The organism is Rhizobium sp. Leaf384 (genome assembly GCF_001424065.1).
Classification (GTDB): domain Bacteria; phylum Pseudomonadota; class Alphaproteobacteria; order Rhizobiales; family Rhizobiaceae; genus Ferranicluibacter.
Genome location: NZ_LMQE01000001.1, coordinates 290,880 through 309,925, shown reverse-complemented (window position 1 = coordinate 309,925; position 19,046 = coordinate 290,880). Strand labels below are relative to the sequence as shown.

The 19,046-nt window shown below is 63.2% G+C and carries 14 protein-coding genes; 11 read left to right on the top strand and 3 right to left on the bottom strand.

What is annotated here, in order from left to right; translation table 11 throughout:
- Nucleotides 1-4: 4 nt before the first annotated feature.
- From nuoL to dnaE, 10 genes are all read left to right on the top strand, one after another.
- Nucleotides 5-2,002 carry an NADH-quinone oxidoreductase subunit L gene (gene nuoL, locus ASG25_RS01530; protein WP_062468391.1) on the top strand — a complete coding sequence of 666 codons (1,998 nt, stop codon included), beginning with the start codon at nt 5-7 and terminating at the stop codon, nt 2,000-2,002.
- A complete protein-coding gene (locus tag ASG25_RS01525) occupies nt 2,002-3,513 on the top strand; it encodes an NADH-quinone oxidoreductase subunit M (RefSeq protein ID WP_062468389.1) in 1,512 nt (503 codons plus the stop codon). Before nuoL ends, ASG25_RS01525 begins: the two co-directional genes overlap by 1 nt.
- Before the next feature lie 18 nt (nt 3,514-3,531).
- The gene (gene nuoN, locus ASG25_RS01520) at nt 3,532-4,971 is read left to right on the top strand and encodes an NADH-quinone oxidoreductase subunit NuoN (RefSeq protein WP_062468387.1); all 1,440 of its coding nucleotides are present in this window, start codon (nt 3,532-3,534) and stop codon (nt 4,969-4,971) included.
- 23 nt (nt 4,972-4,994) lie between these two features.
- The gene (locus ASG25_RS01515) at nt 4,995-5,735 is read left to right on the top strand and encodes a biotin--[acetyl-CoA-carboxylase] ligase (protein WP_062468385.1); all 741 of its coding nucleotides are present in this window, start codon (nt 4,995-4,997) and stop codon (nt 5,733-5,735) included.
- Between the two features lie 18 nt (nt 5,736-5,753).
- Nucleotides 5,754-7,424, top strand: coding sequence for a ribonuclease J (locus ASG25_RS01510; RefSeq protein ID WP_062468383.1), 1,671 nt, complete (start codon nt 5,754-5,756; stop codon nt 7,422-7,424).
- Between the two features lie 149 nt (nt 7,425-7,573).
- Nucleotides 7,574-7,843: a DUF1467 family protein gene (locus tag ASG25_RS01505; protein WP_062468381.1), complete on the top strand. Its 270-nt coding sequence runs from the start codon at nt 7,574-7,576 to the stop codon at nt 7,841-7,843.
- Between the two features lie 693 nt (nt 7,844-8,536).
- On the top strand, nt 8,537-9,865 hold the full coding sequence (proS, locus tag ASG25_RS01500; RefSeq protein ID WP_062468379.1) for a proline--tRNA ligase: 1,329 nt from the start codon (nt 8,537-8,539) through the stop codon (nt 9,863-9,865).
- 9 nt (nt 9,866-9,874) lie between these two features.
- Nucleotides 9,875-11,263: a lipoprotein-releasing ABC transporter permease subunit gene (locus ASG25_RS01495; RefSeq protein ID WP_244475222.1), complete on the top strand. Its 1,389-nt coding sequence runs from the start codon at nt 9,875-9,877 to the stop codon at nt 11,261-11,263.
- Between the two features lie 13 nt (nt 11,264-11,276).
- Entirely contained in the window at nt 11,277-11,963 is a 687-nt protein-coding gene (locus ASG25_RS01490) for an ABC transporter ATP-binding protein (RefSeq protein WP_062468377.1), read from the top strand.
- A 442-nt stretch (nt 11,964-12,405) separates the two neighbouring features.
- Nucleotides 12,406-15,915 (top strand): DNA polymerase III subunit alpha, encoded by a 3,510-nt coding sequence (dnaE, locus tag ASG25_RS01485; protein WP_062468375.1) that lies wholly within the window; start codon nt 12,406-12,408, stop codon nt 15,913-15,915.
- A 118-nt stretch (nt 15,916-16,033) separates the two neighbouring features.
- On the opposite strand, the gene ASG25_RS01480 is transcribed toward dnaE, so the two are convergent.
- The 3 genes from ASG25_RS01480 to ASG25_RS01470 all read right to left on the bottom strand — a co-directional run bounded on the left by ASG25_RS01480 (nt 16,034) and on the right by ASG25_RS01470 (nt 18,407).
- Nucleotides 16,034-17,275 (bottom strand): L,D-transpeptidase family protein, encoded by a 1,242-nt coding sequence (locus ASG25_RS01480; protein WP_082479980.1) that lies wholly within the window; start codon nt 17,273-17,275, stop codon nt 16,034-16,036.
- Between the two features lie 194 nt (nt 17,276-17,469).
- Nucleotides 17,470-18,135, bottom strand: coding sequence for a hypothetical protein (locus ASG25_RS01475; RefSeq protein ID WP_062468373.1), 666 nt, complete (start codon nt 18,133-18,135; stop codon nt 17,470-17,472).
- Nucleotides 18,132-18,407, bottom strand: a complete 276-nt coding sequence (locus ASG25_RS01470) for a DUF3572 domain-containing protein (RefSeq protein WP_156379917.1) — start codon at nt 18,405-18,407, stop codon at nt 18,132-18,134. The genes ASG25_RS01475 and ASG25_RS01470 overlap by 4 nt, the downstream gene beginning before the upstream one ends.
- A gap of 159 nt (nt 18,408-18,566) precedes the next feature.
- On the opposite strand from ASG25_RS01470, the gene ASG25_RS01465 reads away from it, so the two are divergent.
- On the top strand, nt 18,567-18,938 hold the full coding sequence (locus ASG25_RS01465) for a response regulator (RefSeq protein ID WP_062468369.1): 372 nt from the start codon (nt 18,567-18,569) through the stop codon (nt 18,936-18,938).
- Nucleotides 18,939-19,046: the final 108 nt, after the last annotated feature.

Genomic DNA, 19,046 nt, shown 5'->3' with positions numbered 1-19,046 from the left:
GGCCATGGATACCATCATCAAAGCGGTCGTCTTCCTGCCGCTCGTCGGCTTCCTGATCGCGGGCCTGTTTGGCACCAAGATCGGCGCGAAGGCTTCGGAATACGTCACGACAGGCCTGATGGCCGTCGTTGCCGTCCTGTCCTGGGTCGTGTTCGTCCATGTCGGCCTCGGCGAAACGGAGATGATCCGCGTCTCCGTCATGCGCTGGATCCAGACCGGCAACTTCGATGCCGAATGGGCCTTCCGTGTCGATACGCTGACGGCCGTCATGTTCGTGGTCGTCAACACGGTGTCGTTCCTCGTGCATCTGTACTCGATCGGCTACATGCACCACGATCCGCACCGTCCGCGGTACTTCGCCTATCTCTCGCTGTTCACCTTCGCCATGCTGATGTTGGTGACCTCCGACAACCTGCTGCAGATGTTCTTCGGCTGGGAAGGCGTCGGTCTTGCCTCCTATCTGCTGATCGGTTTCTGGTACAAGAAGCCGTCGGCCAGCGCCGCGGCGATGAAGGCGTTCATCGTCAACCGCGTCGGCGACTTCGGCTTTGCGCTCGGCATTTTCGGCGTGTTCGTCCTGTTCGGCTCGATCTCGTTCGAAACCATCTTCGCCGCCGCCGCGACCTATCTCCCGGCCGAGGGTGCCGCCAACGCGGCCGATCCGGTCATCACGCTGTTCGGCATGCATCTCGATCGCGCCGATGCCGTGACCGGCGTCGCGCTGCTTCTCTTCATGGGCGCCATGGGCAAGTCTGCCCAGTTCCTGCTGCACACCTGGCTGCCGGACGCGATGGAAGGCCCGACTCCGGTCTCCGCGCTGATCCATGCCGCGACCATGGTCACCGCCGGTGTGTTCCTCGTCGCCCGCATGTCGCCGGTGTTCGAGCTGTCGCCGACCGCCCTGACGGTGGTGACGCTCATCGGTGCCATCACCGCCTTCTTCGCGGCCACCGTCGGTCTCGTGCAGAACGACATCAAGCGCGTCATCGCCTATTCGACCTGTTCGCAGCTCGGCTACATGTTCGTGGCGCTCGGCGTCGGTGCGTATGGCGCGGCTGTCTTCCACCTCTTCACGCACGCCTTCTTCAAGGCGCTCCTGTTCCTTTGCGCCGGTTCGGTCATCCATGCCGTCGACGGCGAGCAGGACATGCGCCACATGGGCGGCCTGCGTCCGCACATCAAGATCACCTTCGCGATGATGCTGATCGGCACGTTCGCCATCACCGGCGTCGGCATTCCGTTCACGCCGGTCGGCTTTGCGGGCTTCTTCTCCAAGGACGTGATCATTGAGGCGGCCTATGCCTCGCACTCGCCGCTCTCGGGCTTTGCCTTCACGCTGCTGGTCATCGCCGCGCTCTTCACGAGCTTCTACTCGTGGCGCCTGATGTTCCTCACCTTCTTCGGCAAGCCGCGGGCGAGCCATGAGGTCATGCACCACGTGCATGAATCGCCGATGGTCATGCTGCTGCCGCTCTTCGTGCTCGGCTTCGGCGCCGTCGTGGCGGGCTTCCTCGGCGAAGGCTATTTCTACGGTCATGAATATGCCGAATTCTGGCAGGGCGCGCTCTTCACCTCGGCGGAGAACGAACTGCTCGAAGAGTTCCACCATGTCCCGGCTCTGGTCGCCCTCAGCCCGTTCATCGCGATGGTGCTCGGCTTCGTGACGGCCTGGTACTTCTACATCAAGTCGCCGGAAACGCCGAAGGCGCTGGCCCGCCAGCATCGCGGCCTCTACCAGTTCCTTCTGAATAAGTGGTACTTCGACGAGCTTTACGACTTCCTGTTCGTTCGGCCCGCCAAGCGCCTTGGCACCTTCCTCTGGAAAGAGGGTGACGGTCGCGTCATCGACGGCTTCGGTCCGAACGGCGTTGCCGCCCGGGTCATGGACGTCACGCGCGGCGTCGTACGCCTTCAGACCGGTTACCTCTATCACTATGCGTTCGTGATGCTGATCGGCATTGCCGCGCTCGTTACCTGGATGATGCTCGGGAGCTCCTTCTGATGACCGATTGGCCCATTCTCTCGGCGGTCACCTTCCTGCCGCTGGTCGGCGTTGTGCTCCTGCTTCTGATGCGCGACGACAGCGCCGCCGGTCGCCGCAACGTGCTCAACATTTCGCTGGCAACGACGGTCGTCACCTTCCTGCTGTCGCTGTTCATCTGGACCGGGTTCGACAATGCGAATCCGGGATTCCAGATGGTCGAGCGCCACGCCTGGCTTGGAACCGGCATTTCATACCATCTGGGCGTCGACGGCATTTCGATGCTGTTCGTCATCCTCACCACCTTCCTGATGCCGTTCTGCGTGCTGGCCAGCTGGCACTCGGTGGAGAAGCGCATCAAGTCCTACATGATCGCCTTCCTGCTGCTGCAGGTGGTGATGACGGGCGTCTTCGTTTCGCTCGATATCGTGCTCTTCTACGTGTTCTTCGAAGCAACCCTCATTCCGATGTTCGTCATCATCGGCGTCTGGGGCGGCAAGGAGCGCGTCTATGCGAGCTACAAGTTCTTTCTCTACACGCTGTTCGGCTCGGTGCTGATGATGCTCGCCATCATGGCGATGTACTGGCAGACCGGCTCGACGGACATGATCGAGCTCACCAAGGCCGGCTTCCCCGCGGGAATGCAGACCTGGCTTTGGCTCGCCTGCTTTGCGGCCTTCGCCGTGAAGATGCCGATGTGGCCCGTCCACACCTGGCTTCCGGACGCCCACGTTCAGGCGCCAACGGCCGGCTCCGTCATCCTGGCCGGCGTCATGCTGAAGCTCGGTGGCTACGGCATGGTCCGCATTTCGCTCGGCATGTTTCCGCTCGCATCCGAGCAGTTCGCGCCGCTGGTCTTTACCCTGTCCGTCGTTGCCATCATCTACACGTCGCTGGTTGCGATGATGCAGCAGGACATCAAGAAGCTGATCGCCTATTCGTCCGTCGCCCACATGGGCTACGTGACGATGGGGATCTTCGCCGCCAACGTCCAGGGCGTTCAGGGGGCACTCTTCCAGATGCTGTCGCACGGCATCGTGTCCTCCGCGCTGTTCCTCTGCGTCGGCGTGGTCTATGATCGCCTGCACACCCGCGAGATCTCTGCCTATGGTGGTCTCGTCAACAACATGCCGAAATACGCCGTGATGTTCATGATCTTCACCATGGCGAATGTCGGGCTGCCCGGCACGTCGGGGTTCGTCGGCGAAGTCACGACGCTGCTCGGAGCGTTCCGCGCCAACACATGGGTCGCCTTCTTCGCGACAACCGGCGTCATCCTCTCGGCCTGCTATGCCCTCTGGCTCTACCGTCGCGTCATGTTCGGCGCGCTGGAGAAGGAGAAGCTCAAGGCGTTGCTCGATCTGTCGCCGCGGGAGAAGGTGATCCTCTATCCGCTGGCAGTGCTCACCATCTTCTTCGGCGTTTATCCGGCGCCGGTCTTCGATGCCACGGCGGCTTCCGTCGATGTGCTGGTCAATAACTACACGACCGCCGTTCAGGCAGCGCAGTCCCTTGCGCTCTCGGCAAACTGACGACGGGGCGAGAGAAACATGAACGCTGATATTCTGGTCGCTAGTCTTCATCTGTCGCTTCCCGAAGTGACGCTTGCCATCGGCGCGCTCGCGCTCCTGATGATCGGCGTCTTCTCGGGCGAGCGCTCGTCCGGCCTCGTCACCTGGCTAGCGATTGCGGTTCTGGTGGTTGCCGGCGTTCTGCTGACCACCACGGGCGACGGCGTCGCCTATAACGGGGCCTTCGTTGCCGACCCCTTCGCCCGCTTCATGAAGATGCTAACGCTGTTTGCGTCCATCGTCGCGCTCTTCCTCTCGGCAGGGCAGGCGAAGATTTTCGGGCTCGACCGGTTCGAATATCCGGTTCTCGTCGTCCTCGCGACGCTGGGCATGCTGCTGATGATCTCGGCCAACGACATGATGTCGCTCTACATGGCGCTGGAACTGCAGTCGCTCGCGGCCTATGTCGTCGCCGCCATGAACCGCGACGATCTGCGTTCGACCGAAGCCGGCCTGAAGTACTTCGTTCTCGGCGCCCTGTCCTCGGGCATGCTGCTTTACGGCATGTCGCTGGTCTACGGTTTCACCGGCCATACGGGCTTCGTGGAAATCGCGGCGGCCCTGTCGGCTGACGGGCGCTCGCTCGGACTGGTCTTCGGCCTCGTCTTCGTGCTTGCCGGTGTCGCGTTCAAGATCTCGGCCGTGCCCTTCCACATGTGGACCCCGGATGTCTACGAAGGCGCGCCGACCCCGGTAACGACCTTCTTTGCCGGCGCGCCCAAGATTGCCGCGATCGCCATGCTGGTGCGCGTCGTCATCACCGCCTTCGAACCGATCCAGCTCGACTGGCAGCAGATCATCGTCTTCATCTCGATTGCCTCCATGGTGCTCGGCTCCTTCGCCGCCATCGGCCAGAAGAACCTGAAGCGCCTGATGGCCTATTCGTCCATCGGACACATGGGCTATGCGCTGGTCGGCCTCTCGGCCGGTTCAATGGCGGGCGTCCGCGGCGTCGTGCTCTACATGCTGATCTACATGGTCATGACGCTCGGCACCTTCGCCTGCATTCTCGCCATGCGCCGCAAGGAAGGGCATCATGTCGAGCAGGTCGAGGACCTCGCCGGCCTGTCGCAGACCAATCCGTTCATGGCCGTCGTCCTGACGATCCTGATGTTCTCGCTTGCCGGCATCCCGCCGCTCGCCGGTTTCTTCGCCAAGTACTTCGTGTTCATGGCGGCCATCGAGGCGAAGCTGTACGCGCTCGCGGTCATTGGCGTGCTCGCCTCGGTCGTTGGTGCCTACTACTACCTGCGCGTCATCAAGCTGATGTGGTTCGATGAGCCGGCCGGCGAATTCGCGCGTCCGGCGGGCTCGCTGAAGCTGATCTATGGTCTCTCCGGCCTCTTCATCGTCGGCTATGTCCTCGTTGGCGGCCCGATCGGTGCTGCGGCCGAAGCGGCAGCCCGGACATTCTTTTGAGCGGCCCGAGCCCGCTCGCCCGCATGTCCGTAGACGACTTCCGCCACGTCGCTCTGGACGAGGTGGGCTCCACCAACACCGAATGCCTGGCGCGCGCGCGCGCCGGCGATCCGGGGCATCTCTGGATCACGGCCGGCCGGCAGACCGATGGTCGCGGCCGGCGCGGTCGTGCTTGGCGTTCCGAGCGCGGCAACCTCTATGCCTCGCTCCTGGTGATCGACCCGGCGCCCCTGGAGATGATCCCGTCTCTGCCGCTTGCCGTGGCCGTTGCCGTGCGCGACGCGATGCAGGCGGTGCTGCCGGCGGGCGCCCGGACCGCTGACATCAAGTGGCCGAACGACATCCTCATCGGCGGCAAGAAGACCTGCGGCATCCTGCTCGAAGGCGAGCGTCTCCCGGACGGACGGTATGCGCTGGTCATCGGCTGCGGTATCAATGTGGCGACGGCGCCCGATCACGGGCTTTACCCGCTGACCGATCTGCGCAGCGAAGGTTCGGCCGCCTCGGCGGAGGACGTGTTCGCGCATCTTTTCATGAGCATGGCCGATACGCTCGGCATCTGGGACGCCGGACGCGGGATCGGTGACATCATCGCCCTTTGGCGGCGTTACGCCGTGGGCATCGGACGCCCGATCACGGTCAACCTTCCGGATCGCTCCATCACAGGCATTTTTGACGACATCGACGGCTCCGGCCAACTTATTCTCACGGACGAACACGGCATGCGCCGGCACATTGCGGCCGGCGATGTCTTCTTCGGATGAAACAAGGCATATTCTCTGATGACTGAGAAAAACGAACTGGTTTTCCTGCCCCTCGGCGGCGTTGGCGAAATCGGCATGAACCTCGCGCTCTATGGCTACGGCCCGGCCGCGAACCGCGAATGGATCATGGTCGATTGCGGCGTGACCTTCCCCGGACCGGACCTGCCCGGGGTGGACCTGGTGCTCCCCGATATCCGTTTCCTTGCCGACCAGCGCAAGAACCTCAAGGGCATCGTCATCACGCATGCGCATGAGGACCACTACGGCGCACTGTCCGATCTGTGGCCGGGCCTGAACGTCCCTGTCTATGCCTCGCCCTTCACGGCCGGCATGCTGGAAGCAAAGCGCCAGTACGAGCGCAGCCGCAACGAGGTGCCGATCACCATCTTCAAGCAGGGCGACCGCGTGCAGATCGGCCCGTTCGAGGTCGAGGCCGTCGGCGTCAACCACTCGATTCCCGAGCCGATGGCGCTTGTCATCCGGACGCCGCTCGGCAATCTCGTACACACCGGCGACTGGAAGATCGACCATGCGCCGTCGCTCGGCCCGCTGACCGATGGCGACCGGTTCACCGCCGTCGGCGACGAGGGCGTTCTCGCCCTGATGTGCGATTCGACCAATGCCCTGCGCGATGGCGTCTCGCCGTCCGAGGAGGAGGTGTCGGCGAGCCTCGAGAAGGTCATCCGCGCGGCGGAGGGCCGCGTCGCGATCACGACGTTCTCGTCGAATGTCGGCCGCATCCGCTCGATCGCCAAGGCGGCCGCAGGCGCTGGCCGCGAGGTTCTGCTGATGGGGTCATCCATGAAGCGTGTCGTGCAGGTCGCGCGCGACGTCGGCCTCATGGAAGGCGTTCCCCCGTTCATCAGCGAAGACGAGTTCGGCTTCATCCCGCGCGAACGCGTCGTCGTGATCCTCACCGGCAGCCAGGGAGAGCCCCGGGCCGCTCTAGCGAAGATCGCGCGCGACGAGATGCGCAACGTGGCCTTTTCGGCCGGCGATACGGTCGTGTTCTCCTCCCGAGCCATCCCCGGCAACGAGAAGGCGATCAACGACATCAAGAATGGCCTGATCGAGCAGGGCATCCTGATCGTCACCGACAGCGATGCGCTGGTGCACGTGTCGGGCCACCCCCGCCGCAACGAGCTGAAGCAGATGTATCAGTGGATCCGTCCGAAGCTTCTGGTTCCCGTTCATGGCGAAGCCGCGCATCTCGTCGGACAGATGGAGCTTGCGCTCCAGTCCGGTGTTCCCAACGTCCCGCGGGTCCGCAACGGCGATATCCTCCGGCTTGCACCCGGCATGGCGCAGGTGATCGGCGAAGCGCCGCATGGTCGCATCTTCAAGGATGGCGGCCTGATCGGCGATTTCCAGGAGATGGGCATCGGCGACCGCCGCAAGCTGTCCTTTGCGGGTCATGTCTCGGTCAATGTCGTGCTGGATGCACGCTATGATTTCGCGTCCGACCCGATCGTCGTGCCCATCGGTCTTCCCGAGTTCGACGACGAGGGCGAGGACATGAACGATACCTTGTACGACGCGGTTCTCGGCGCGGTGGAAAGCATTCCGCGCGCGCGCCGCAAGGATCTCGCCATGGTGCAGGAGGCCGTCCGCCGCGCCATTCGGGGCACCGCCAATGACGTCTGGGGCAAGAAGCCGGTGGTGACGGTGTTTATCAACCGCCTGTCCTGACGGCGCGCCGTTTCCGGTCGAAAGACGGCCACATCGCCATTCAGAAGGCCTCCGATGCGTTGGCGTCGGGGCCTTTTCCGTTTGATCCTGCTTCCAGCCGGGCAGGGTGCAGCGTATAAGGGCGGCATCCGTTCAACCGGGATATCGCCATGCCGCTGTTTTCCGTCTTTGCCATCTATTTCGTCATCTGGTGGATGACACTTTTCATCGTGCTGCCGATCGGCCTGCGGACCCAGGCGGACGAGAGGGATGTGGTGCCGGGGAGTGTCGAGAGCGCGCCGGCCCGCTTTCGCGCGCTTCGCGTTTTCGGTCTGACCACGGCGCTCGCGGCCGTCATCCACGTCGCGTGGTACGTGCTGTCGGTCCGATACGGCTACGGCATCGATTCGATCCCGCAGTTCGCGCCGAAGTTCTACTGAGCGGCATCAAGGCGCAGCGGCATGGACGTCGGTGCCTGAGAAGTCCGGTTGTGTTTCGGCAATTGCCCAACAGATGGGCATATCTTCGATCGGCTCTGTGCTCGCTGAGAGAGAGGGGTCGCATCCCTGACGCGTCCCCCAGGCCGACCTGAATGTGGTATGAGAAAACCAAAAAAAAACAAGGCCAGAAGCCTTGTTTCTAAGAAATCGCGTGACCCGTAACCGTTGCCGGTGGCTGCGTATGACCGCGCCTAAGATCTGATCCTCCCAAGACTTTTCCGCGACGTCGGCAAGAATTTAATCTTCCTGCCTGTTTTGTGGGCTGAAAATAGCCGAATTCCCAAGGGGTGTCATCCTGTTTTTTTGCATTTATGCCATAGTCCAGCAAAAAATTTCCATTGACACTCGAAGGCCTGTTGACGTTACTCGACGCCCCTTTTTCCGGCTGTTTCCGCAGCAAAAAAGTGTCTCCGCCCCCGATGGCGCAGGCTCTCCGCGCCATCGGTCATGCACGGGTTTTCTTCCCGCCGCGAAGCGTTTAAGACGAGCCACGAAGATGATGCCGGATTCGAACGACCGGATCCCATCGTCTTTCGTTCGTCGATACGGCCCCGCACAAGGCAGATGCCGTAAGCAAACCTCATTTCGCCCGAATCCGTGACTAGACGGAAGGCGCCACTCCGGAACCCGTTCATGCGTCTGTCCCGCTATTTCATGCCGATCCTGAAGGAAAACCCCAAGGAAGCGGAGATCGTCTCGCATCGCCTCATGCTGCGTGCCGGCATGATCCGCCAGCAGAGCCAGGGCATCTATTCGTGGCTTCCGCTCGGCAAGCGCGTGCTCGACAAGGTCAACGGCATCATCCGCCAGGAGCAGAACCGCGCGGGCGCCATCGAGCTCTCCATGCCAACGTTGCAGTCGGCCGAGCTCTGGCAGGAAAGCGGTCGGTACGACGATTACGGCAAGGAAATGCTGCGCATCAAGGATCGCCAGGAGCGCCCCATGCTCTATGGGCCGACCAACGAGGAAATGATCACCGACATCTTTCGCTCGTCGGTCAAGTCCTACAAGAACCTGCCGCTGAACCTCTATCACATCCAGCTGAAATTCCGCGACGAGATCCGTCCGCGCTTCGGCACGATGCGGTCGCGCGAATTTCTGATGAAGGATGCCTATTCGTTCGACCTGACGAAGGAAGGGGCCGAGCACTCCTATCGCAAGATGTTCACGGCCTATCTGCGCACCTTTTCGCGGCTCGGCCTGCGCGCCATTCCGATGCGGGCCGACACCGGCCCGATTGGTGGCGATCTCAGCCACGAGTTCATCATTCTCGCGGAGACCGGCGAGTCCGAGGTATTCAGCCATCGGGATTTCGTGAACTTCGACATTCCCGCCGAGACCACGGATTTCGATGACGTCGCCACGCTGCAGGGCGTGTTCGACCAGTGGACCTCCGTTTACGCCGCGACCTCGGAAATGCACGACGAAGCCGCGTTCGACGCGATCCCCGAGGGCGAGCGCCTGTCGGCCCGCGGCATCGAGGTCGGTCACATCTTCTATTTCGGCACCAAGTATTCCGAGCCGATGGGCGCCAAGGTTCAAGGCCCCGACGGCAAGGAACATCTGGTCCACATGGGGTCCTACGGCATCGGCCCCACACGGCTCGTGCCGGCGATCATCGAGGCGTCGCATGACGAAAACGGCATCATCTGGCCGGCGTCCGTTGCGCCCTTCGACGCCATCATCATCAATATGAAGGCCGGCGACGCAGCGTGCGATGCCGCCTGCGAAACCCTTTATGCCGCCTTGTCGAAGGCCGGCATCGACACGCTCTACGACGACACCGACGACCGTGCGGGCACGAAATTCGCGACGGCCGACCTGATAGGCGTTCCCACGCAGATCATCGCCGGGCCGCGCGCCGTCGCCGCGGGCGAGGTCGAGCTGAAGGACCGCAAGACCGGTGCGCGTGAGACCATGACCATCGAAGCTGCGATCAACAAGCTGACCGCTGCGAAATAAGGACCAGGCATGAGCGCCGCTTCCACGGACCCGAAACCGGCAAAGGCGTCGGCACCGCCGTCCCAGACCGGACTGAAGACAGCCTCGAAGGGCGCGGCGCCGAAGGAAACGCCGTCGGGCGGGCAGGCATCGAAGGGCGGCTCCAGCCGCCCCTTCTCGAGCTTCGAGCGGCTGGTGGCCTGGCGCTACCTGCGCTCGCGGCGCAAGGAAGCCTTTATTTCGGTCATCGCCGGCTTCTCCTTCATCGGCATCATGCTCGGCGTGGCCACCCTGATCATTGTCATGGCGGTGATGAACGGCTTCCGCACGGAGCTCATCTCCCGCATTCTCGGCATCAACGGCCATATGATCGTGCAGCCGCTGGATGGCCCGCTCGACAATTATGCCGATCTCGCCACGCGCTTTTCCGGCATCAAGGGCGTCACCATGGCGATTCCCATGATCGAGGGCCAGACACTGGCTTCCGGTCCGGGTGGAGCCGGCACCGGTGCGCTGGTGCGCGGCGTGCGTGCCGACGATCTCTTGAAGATGAAGTCGATCTCCGAGCATCTGAAATCGGGCGACCTGACCGGCTATGCGGCTGGCGGCGGCGTGGCCATCGGCTCGCGCATGGCCGACCAGTTGGGCCTTCAGGCCGGCAGCACGATCACGCTCGTGGCCCCCGAAGGCGACGTGACCCCGATGGGCGTCAACCCGCGCGTGAAGTCCTACACCGTCTCCGCGATCTTCGAGATCGGCATGTCGGAATATGACGCGTCGATCATCTTCATGCCGTTGGAAGAAGCGCAGCTCTACTTCAATGCGGAGGGTATCGCGCAGTCGATCGAACTCTTCGTCGAAAATCCCGACCTCGTCGACAGCCTGCGCCAACCGGTGGAGGATGCCGCCCAGAGACAGGTTCTGATCAGCGACTGGCGCGACCGCAACAAGACGTTCTTCTCGGCGCTTCAGGTCGAGCGCAACGTCATGTTCATGATCCTGACGCTTATCGTGCTGGTGGCGGCGCTCAACATCGTTTCGGGCCTCATCATGCTGGTAAAGGACAAGGGCAGCGACATCGCCATCCTGCGCACGATGGGGGCATCGTCCGGCGCCGTCATGCGCATTTTCTTCATGACCGGCGCGGCGATCGGCATCGTCGGGACGCTGGCAGGCGTCGCGCTCGGCGTCGTCGTCTGTCTCAACATCGAATCGATCCGCCAGTTCTTCTCCTGGATCTCGGGCACGACGATCTTCAACCCGGAACTCTACTTCCTCAGCCAGTTGCCGGCCGACATGAATCTCGGCGAGACCGTCGCCGTCGTCGGCATGGCAATCGGACTGTCGTTCCTGGCAACCATCTTCCCCGCCTGGCGGGCCTCGCGACTGGATCCGGTCCAGGCGCTGCGTTACGAGTGACAGGAACGACATCATGGCCCCTCGCGTGGCACTAGAGCTATCCGGCGTCGAGCGCCATTACAGCCAGGGCGAACAGGCGCTCTCGATCCTCAAGGGCGCGGACTTCCGCCTGCTCGGTGGGCAGACCGTCGCGCTGGTCGCTCCCTCGGGCACCGGCAAGTCGACGCTTTTGCACCTTGCCGGCCTGCTGGAGCGGCCCGATGGCGGCGAAGTCTCGATCAATGGTCGTGCCTGCGGCTCGCTCAGCGATCCCGAGCGCACGGCCATCCGCCGCAACGAGATCGGCTTCGTCTACCAGTTCCACCATCTGCTGCCGGAGTTCACGGCCGTGGAGAACATCATGATGCCGCAGCTGATCGCCGGGCTCTCCAAGAAGGAGGCGCGGGAACGGGCGTCGGCCTTGCTCGACTACATGCGCATCGGCCATCGCGCCGACCACCGCCCGTCGGAACTGTCGGGCGGCGAGCAGCAGCGCGTGGCGATCGCCCGTGCCGTGGCCAATGCCCCCTTCGTCCTGCTGGCCGACGAGCCGACCGGCAATCTCGATCCGGAAACCGCGGGCTACGTCTTTGAAGCTCTGAAGGCGCTGGTCAAGCAATCCGGCCTTGCCGCGATGATCGCGACTCACAATTACGAGCTCGCGTCCAAGATGGACCGTCGCATCACCCTGCAGGACGGCAAGGTCGTCGAGCTCGCCTGACGCCTCTTCCCCGCGCAGAAGCGCTTCGGGGACCCCTCCCGCAACAACACGAACCCCGCGCCGCAGAGCGGCTCACACCCCTGGTGCGTGCCGCTCTGCGGGCGTCTGCGCTGTCGGCCGCCACCATCCGGCGGATCAGGGTCGCGGTTTCCGATCGAAATTTGTTAACCGTCCATCACAGATGCAGCTTGAAACGGGAACGGAATTAGAACATAAAGGGAACACAACCAAAAGGAGCCCGCCATGTCCGACTTCCTTCGCGATCTCGCTGCCTTGACCTCCGTCGCCATGTTCATTGCCAGCTTCTCCATCCTGCTGCTTGGTCTCTGACCTCTCGTCCTTTCGTCGCCGGGCAAGTTCCGGGGGAGAAAGGCGACACCGTTGTCGCTTCGCGACGTCGAAGGGCGTATGCTCCCACCTCATGCAAGAGTCGGAGTGACCTATGGCGGATGCAGGCGAGAGCTTGGCGGGCAACACAGGCAATGGCAACAAGCCGGTGCCCCAGTTCGTCCATTTGAGAACCCATTCGGCGTTCTCCCTGCTCGAAGGCGCCTTGCCGATCAAGAAGATCATCGGCAAGGCCGTGGCCGATGCCCAGCCGGCGATCGGTATTGCCGATACGAACAACCTGTTCGCGGCGCTCGAATTTTCATTGAAATGCATGGACGACGGGATCCAGCCGCTGATCGGCTGCCAGCTGTCGATCGATATGGAAGACGAGGTCGAAGGGGAGAAGCGCGGGCATGCCCAGCATCTCGCCAAGCTTCCCGCCATCGTGCTGATCGCGGCAAGCGATCAGGGCTATGTCAACCTCGTCGACCTCGTCAGCCGCGCCTATCTCGGCGGGGAGGGCAACCAGAGTGTTCGGGTCTGTGTTTCCTGGCTGAGGGAGATCGGCACCGATGGCCTGATCGCGCTGACGGGCGCAAGCGGCGGGCCGATCGACATGGCGATCCGGTCCGGACACGCGGCGCTGGCGGAAGCCCGGGCGCACGCCCTGATGGACCTCTTCGGCGATCGTCTCTATGTCGAACTGCAACGGCATGGGCGCCACGACAGGCAGCACGAGAACCGGATGATCGACCTTGCCTACCGGCTGGAACTGCCGCTGGTGGCGACCAACGAGCCGTTTTTCCCGACCCCCGGCGACTACGACGCGCATGATGCGCTGATGGCCGTGGCGCACAATGCCATGGTCTCCGACGACACGCGTTTTCGGCTGACGCCCGATCATTATCTGAAGAGCCGGCAGGAAATGGCGAAGCTCTTTGCCGATCTGCCGGAGGCGCTCGACAACACGATCGAGGTGGCGCGTCGCTGTACCTTCGTGTTGAAGACGCGGGCACCGATTCTGCCCCGCTTTACCGGCGCGTCCGATGATCCGGCCGAAGCCGAAAGGGCGGAAACGCGCGAGCTTCGCCGCCAGGCCATCGAGGGCCTCGAAGAGCGGATACAGAAGCTCGGCCTGTCGCCGGGTTACAGCGAGACGGACTATCGCGAGCGCCTGGACTTCGAACTCGGCGTCATCGAACGCATGAAGTTTCCGGGCTATTTCCTGATCGTTGCCGACTTCATCAAATGGGCAAAGCAGCAGGACATTCCGGTCGGCCCCGGCCGCGGCTCGGGTGCGGGTTCCCTCGTTGCCTATGCGCTGACGATCACCGACGTCGATCCCCTGCGCTTCTCGCTGCTGTTCGAACGCTTCCTCAATCCGGAACGCGTGTCGATGCCCGACTTCGACATCGACTTCTGCCAGGACCGGCGGGAAGAGGTCATCCGCTACGTCCAGGCGAAATATGGACGCGAGCAGGTGGCCCAGATCATCACCTTCGGGTCGCTCCAGGCCCGCGCCGCGCTGCGCGATGTCGGCCGCGTGCTGGAAATGCCCTATGGCCAGGTCGACAAGATCTGCAAGATGGTGCCCAACAACCCGGCCAATCCGGTCACGCTGGCGAAGGCCATCGAGGACGAGCCGCGTTTCCAGGAAGAGGTCGACAAGGAGCCGGTGATTGGCCGTCTGCTCGATATCGCCCAGAAGATCGAGGGCCTCTACCGCCACGCATCGACCCACGCCGCCGGCATCGTCATCGGTGACCGGCCGCTGTCGAAGCTGGTGCCGATGTACCGCGATCCGCGCTCCGACATGCCGGTAACCCAGTTCAACATGAAGTGGGTCGAGCAGGCGGGTCTCGTGAAATTCGACTTCCTCGGCCTGAAGACGCTAACGGTTTTGAAGACGGCCGTGGATTTCCTCGCCAAGCGCGACATCCACGTCGCGCTGGAAGCCTTGCCGCTCGACGATGCCAAGACCTACGAGATGCTGTCCAAGGGCGACACGGTCGGCGTGTTCCAGGTGGAAAGCGCCGGCATGCGCAAGGCGCTGATCGGCATGCGGCCGGACTGCATCGAGGACATCATCGCGCTCGTCGCGCTCTATCGGCCGGGCCCGATGGAGAATATTCCGGTCTACAATGCGCGAAAGCATGGCGAGGAAGAGATCGAGTCGATCCACCCGACCATCGATTACCTGCTCAAGGAAACGCAGGGCGTCATCGTCTATCAGGAACAGGTGATGCAGATCGCCCAGGTTCTCTCCGGCTACTCGCTCGGCGAGGCCGATCTTCTGCGCCGCGCCATGGGCAAGAAGATCAAGGAGGAGATGGACAAGCAGCGCGCGCGTTTCGTCGACGGCGCCGTGAAGAACGGCGTGGCGAAACCCCAGGCCGACATGATCTTCGACCTGCTCGCCAAGTTCGCCAACTACGGCTTCAACAAGAGCCATGCGGCGGCCTATGCGATCGTCTCCTACCAGACGGCCTATTTGAAGGCGCATTATCCGGTCGAGTTTTTGGCCGCGTCGATGACGCTCGACATGGGCAACACGGAAAAGCTCGTCGATTTCCGCCAGGATGCCGGCCGTCTGGGGATCACCGTCGTTCCGCCCTCCGTCCAGACCTCGTTCCGCCGGTTCGAGACGGGCGATAACCGCATCTTCTATTCGCTCTCGGCCATCAAGGGCGTGGGCGAGGCGGCCGTGGATCATATCGTGGCCGTGCGGGGAGAGATCCCGTTCAAGAGCCTCGAGGACTTCTGCCTGCGGATCGACCCGAAACTGCTGAACCGCCGCGTTTTCGAAAGCCTGATCTTCGCCGGCGCCTTTGATGGCTTCGGCTATGACCGGGCGCAGCTGAGCGGCGGTCTGGACCGGATCCTCGGCTTTGCGCAACGGGCGCTGACCGACAAGGTCAGCGGACAGAGCGACATGTTCGGCGCCGGTGCGGCCACGGGGCCGGAAAAGATCAGCCTTCCGGATTTCACGCCCTGGCTGGCCTCGGAAAAGTTGCAGCGCGAGTTCCAGGTGCTCGGCTTCTATCTGTCGGCCCATCCGCTCGACACCTATAACGATCTTCTCGCGAAGATCCGGTGCCAGACGTTTGCGGATTTTGCCCTGTCGGTGAAGAAGGGCAACACGGCCGGTCGGCTGGCCGGTACCGTGACCTCCAAGCAGGAGCGGAAGACGCGCACGGGCAACAAGATGGGCATCGTCACCTTCTCCGATTCGTCCGGGCAGTACGAAGCCGTCCTGTTTTCCGAAATGCTGCAGCAGTATCGCGACCTCTTGGAGCCGGGAAAATCGCTGGTGCTGACCGTGCAGGCAGAGGAGCGCCCGGAGGGAATCGGCCTGCGCATCCAGACCCTGCAGTCTCTGGAGGAGCGCTCGTTCCAGATGCAGAAGGCCTTGCGCGTCTATGTCCGGGACAGCGGGCCCTTGCGCTCCGTCGCCACGCATCTGAACACGAAGGGCGACGGGCAGGTGTCCTTCATCATCGTCAAGGACAATGGGCAGCGCGAGATCGAGGTGGAACTGGGCGACAAGTACCGGATCTCCGCGGAGATCGCCGCCGCACTGAAGACGGCACCGGGCGTGATCGACGTGGAACTGGTGTCGTAAAAGGCGGCGGACCGCGGCGGATCGCGTCCGCGCTCACGGGCGCCATCCGCAGGCGGCAGCGTGCGCGAGCAGGCCGTCTGGCGTCCGAGATGACAAGCCGCCCGACGGCGGCCGCTGTTCAGCCCTTGGCGGGGTGCGTTACGGTCACAAAATCCGTACCGCGTCCGGTCTCCGGTCCGAGGCCCATGTCGGAAACCGTGAGCGAGGAGCCGGGCGCAAGGAGATCCTCGACCTTCTCGCGCAGCGCGTCCGTCATCTGGATGCGATCGAGAACGCGTGTCGCCGCGTTATAGGCGAGTGCATCGTCGTCCACGGTGATCCCGAGCCGCGCCTTCATGCCCTTAGGAATGGTGTTGTCCAGCGAGAGCGAGAACCAGCTGCCCTTGCCGGTGGCGGCATCGATATCCTGAAACTGGTAGAAGTGGGCGCCCAAGGCCACGTCCGGCTCCGCGATCGTCACGGGCGCCTCGAACAGAGGGGTGAAATCGCGGCGGACCAGGAGCTGGCCGTTGGCAGGTGGCGGCAGGTTCGCCTTCCTGAACAGGGCGTCCACCAGATCAGGCGTCAGCCGGCCCTTGGGCTCGCGTCCCTCGGCCAGTTCGAATGCACGGATCGCGGCGATGGACCGGCTGCCGAGCGCGCCATCCGGGACGCCCGCGTCATAGCCGAGAGTGTTGAGCGCCGCCTGCGCGTCGAGCGCCAGCTCCCGGGGCCCGCGCCGGGTGATGAGGATCCGGATCGGCGCGCGGGTATCGTCGGCGCGGACCGCAGGCGCTGCCGGCGGCGGAGGCGGAGGTTCGCTCATCGCGACCTCCACGGCGCCGCTCGCGACCTGAGACATGGCCGGGCGCAGCGTGGCATCCGACAGCAGCTGCTGCTCCGGCGCGGATGGCTGGAACAGGAAAGGGTGCGACACCGCCTGCGGCGCGATCTGCCGATCGGAGATCACGACATGCAGGCCTCGCTCGGTCAGTTTGAAGAGCGTCTTGGCAAACGCGTTCGGCAGGCGCACGCAGCCATGCGATGCCGGATGCGCGGGCACGCTGTTGGAGGCATGCAGTGCAATGCCGGACCATGTCAGGCGCTGCATGAACGGCATGGGCGCGTTCGAATAAATATTGGATTCGTGATAGCGGCTCTTTTCAAGGATCGAGAAGATGCCGGTCGGGGTTTCGTGGCCGCGTTTCCCCGACGACACCTTGGATGTCGCAACGACGGTGTCGCCGTCGTAGACCACAAGCGATTGCTTGTCCTTGGAAACGACGATCTGCAGCGGCGCCTTGCCATCGGCGGCCTGTACCGTCGTGCTGGCGAGGGCAAGGAGCAGCAGCCCGAGACCGAGAGTAGAACGCAAAACCATCGACACCATCCGGATCACTCGAACAGGGTGAAGCCTATGGGAAGAGATTTAAGGAAGCTTTGCGCAAGCGTTCGGGGAGCGGGCAGATCGTCGTATTCCGTGCACGAAGACGTGAAGCCTGTGGATAACGCCGGCGTCGGGCGTGACGCCGTGGATGGCGACGGAACGGGGCCGGCCGTGGCCGGGATCAGCCTTCACCGCAGGAGGTGCTGGCGGATGATCCGGGCCGCCTCGTGCCAGTCCGCTGCCGTCTCGATTCCGTCGTCCGGGGCAGGGGCCATCGCCAGGAAGGTCGCATTGGCCATCAGGCGGATCAGCAGACAGTCGGGCGCGTGCTCGCGTACGGACTCCAGATTGCGCAGGATATCGTCGATGAACACCACCGGCACGTCGCGTGCATCATGGAGCTGCCGCACGACCGGTCCCTTCGGCGCTTCGGTCGCCAGCAGCGGGTAGGCCGACAGTCCGTGCTGGTCGAGCAGGCGGCGGCGTATCTCGGTGTGCCGCGGCGGCATCGCGGTCAAGAAGAAGATGTCTGCCGCGCCCGAGAGATCCTCGAGCGTCTCCGCCACCTGATGCGCCGGCGTCTGCCACGCATCCTGCTTGAGGAAGAAGTCCTCGATGAGGGTTGCCACGGTCGCGTCGGCAACGGGCTCGCCATTGTCCTTCTGCACGATATTGCCGTGCAGCCGGAACGACCGCGGCACGAGGTCGCGCCCGCCCGCCCTCAGAAAGTTCTGGAAGGGTGTCACGAATTCCAGCACGACCTCATCGATATCGCAGACGATCAGCGGCCGGTCGGTCAGCGTGATATGGTCGAACGACAGGGGTGCCTGTGGATCGAAGGTCTCGATCGTCATGCGCTGCCCGTATCCCCGCGAAAGCCGGAAAGGGCGGCATGCGCACGTGCGACGGTTTCCGGCTTCGTCTCCGTCGCCTCACAGAATTGCAGCAGCGTCGGTTCGTGATCCATGACGAAATCGAGCAGGCCGGCCATGAACCCGGGGTCGCCGACAGCACCGCGCAGGCTCGTCGGATCGGTGCCGGTCAGGGCCAGGAAGCGGCCGAGAAGCTCCGGCTCGCCTGCGAGCCAGCCGAGCACGGCAATGGCGGTCTCATCGGCTGTCGTCACGGTTTTCCACCCTCTCGTCGAACACATCGGCTTTTCTGGCCCATGATTACCTTTTTTTCAACCAAATAGGCCTAATCCTTCATGCGTCATGCGCGATTGCTGGTCTTGCAGCCGATGGAATGACCCCCGGCCATGGCCGTAGACGCGGAAGGTTCTGATATGCCGAAACAGGTTATGATCGTCGAGGACAACGAGCTGAACATGAAGCTCTTCCGCGACCTGATCGAAGCATCGGGCTACACGACCATTCAGACACGCAACGGCCTGGAGGCGCTGGACCTGGCCCGCAAGCACCGACCGGACCTCATTCTCATGGACATCCAGCTTCCCGAGGTGTCGGGGCTGGAGGTGACCAAGTGGTTGAAGGAAGACGACGAACTGCATGTTATTCCTGTCATCGCCGTTACGGCCTTTGCCATGAAGGGCGACGAGGAGCGCATCCGTCAGGGGGGCTGCGAGGCCTATGTCTCCAAGCCGATCTCGGTGCCGAAGTTCATCGAGACCATCAAGACCTATCTCGGCGATGGCTGACCGACGCCTGTGACGGCTGCAACAAGGCGGCCATGACGGTGCGCCGACGTGATCATGGTATTCCTCGCATCGGCCGGAACGGGCTCTGAAGGCCGGGGCGATAGGACA

Bases quoted from the DNA above. Each gene is read 5' to 3' on its own strand.
- ASG25_RS01495 (WP_244475222.1), top strand. From the start codon at position 9,875: ATGAGCGCCGCTTCCACGGACCCGAAACCGGCAAAGGCGTCGGCACCG.
- dnaE (WP_062468375.1), top strand. From the start codon at position 12,406: ATGGCGGATGCAGGCGAGAGCTTGGCGGGCAACACAGGCAATGGCAAC.
- proS (WP_062468379.1), top strand. From the start codon at position 8,537: ATGCGTCTGTCCCGCTATTTCATGCCGATCCTGAAGGAAAACCCCAAG.
- ASG25_RS01515 (WP_062468385.1), top strand. From the start codon at position 4,995: ATGTCCGTAGACGACTTCCGCCACGTCGCTCTGGACGAGGTGGGCTCC.
- ASG25_RS01475 (WP_062468373.1), bottom strand. From the start codon at position 18,135: ATGACGATCGAGACCTTCGATCCACAGGCACCCCTGTCGTTCGACCAT.
- ASG25_RS01490 (WP_062468377.1), top strand. From the start codon at position 11,277: ATGGCCCCTCGCGTGGCACTAGAGCTATCCGGCGTCGAGCGCCATTAC.
- ASG25_RS01505 (WP_062468381.1), top strand. From the start codon at position 7,574: ATGCCGCTGTTTTCCGTCTTTGCCATCTATTTCGTCATCTGGTGGATG.
- ASG25_RS01510 (WP_062468383.1), top strand. From the start codon at position 5,754: ATGACTGAGAAAAACGAACTGGTTTTCCTGCCCCTCGGCGGCGTTGGC.
- nuoN (WP_062468387.1), top strand. From the start codon at position 3,532: ATGAACGCTGATATTCTGGTCGCTAGTCTTCATCTGTCGCTTCCCGAA.
- ASG25_RS01525 (WP_062468389.1), top strand. From the start codon at position 2,002: ATGACCGATTGGCCCATTCTCTCGGCGGTCACCTTCCTGCCGCTGGTC.
- nuoL (WP_062468391.1), top strand. From the start codon at position 5: ATGGATACCATCATCAAAGCGGTCGTCTTCCTGCCGCTCGTCGGCTTC.
- ASG25_RS01480 (WP_082479980.1), bottom strand. From the start codon at position 17,275: ATGGTTTTGCGTTCTACTCTCGGTCTCGGGCTGCTGCTCCTTGCCCTC.
- ASG25_RS01465 (WP_062468369.1), top strand. From the start codon at position 18,567: ATGCCGAAACAGGTTATGATCGTCGAGGACAACGAGCTGAACATGAAG.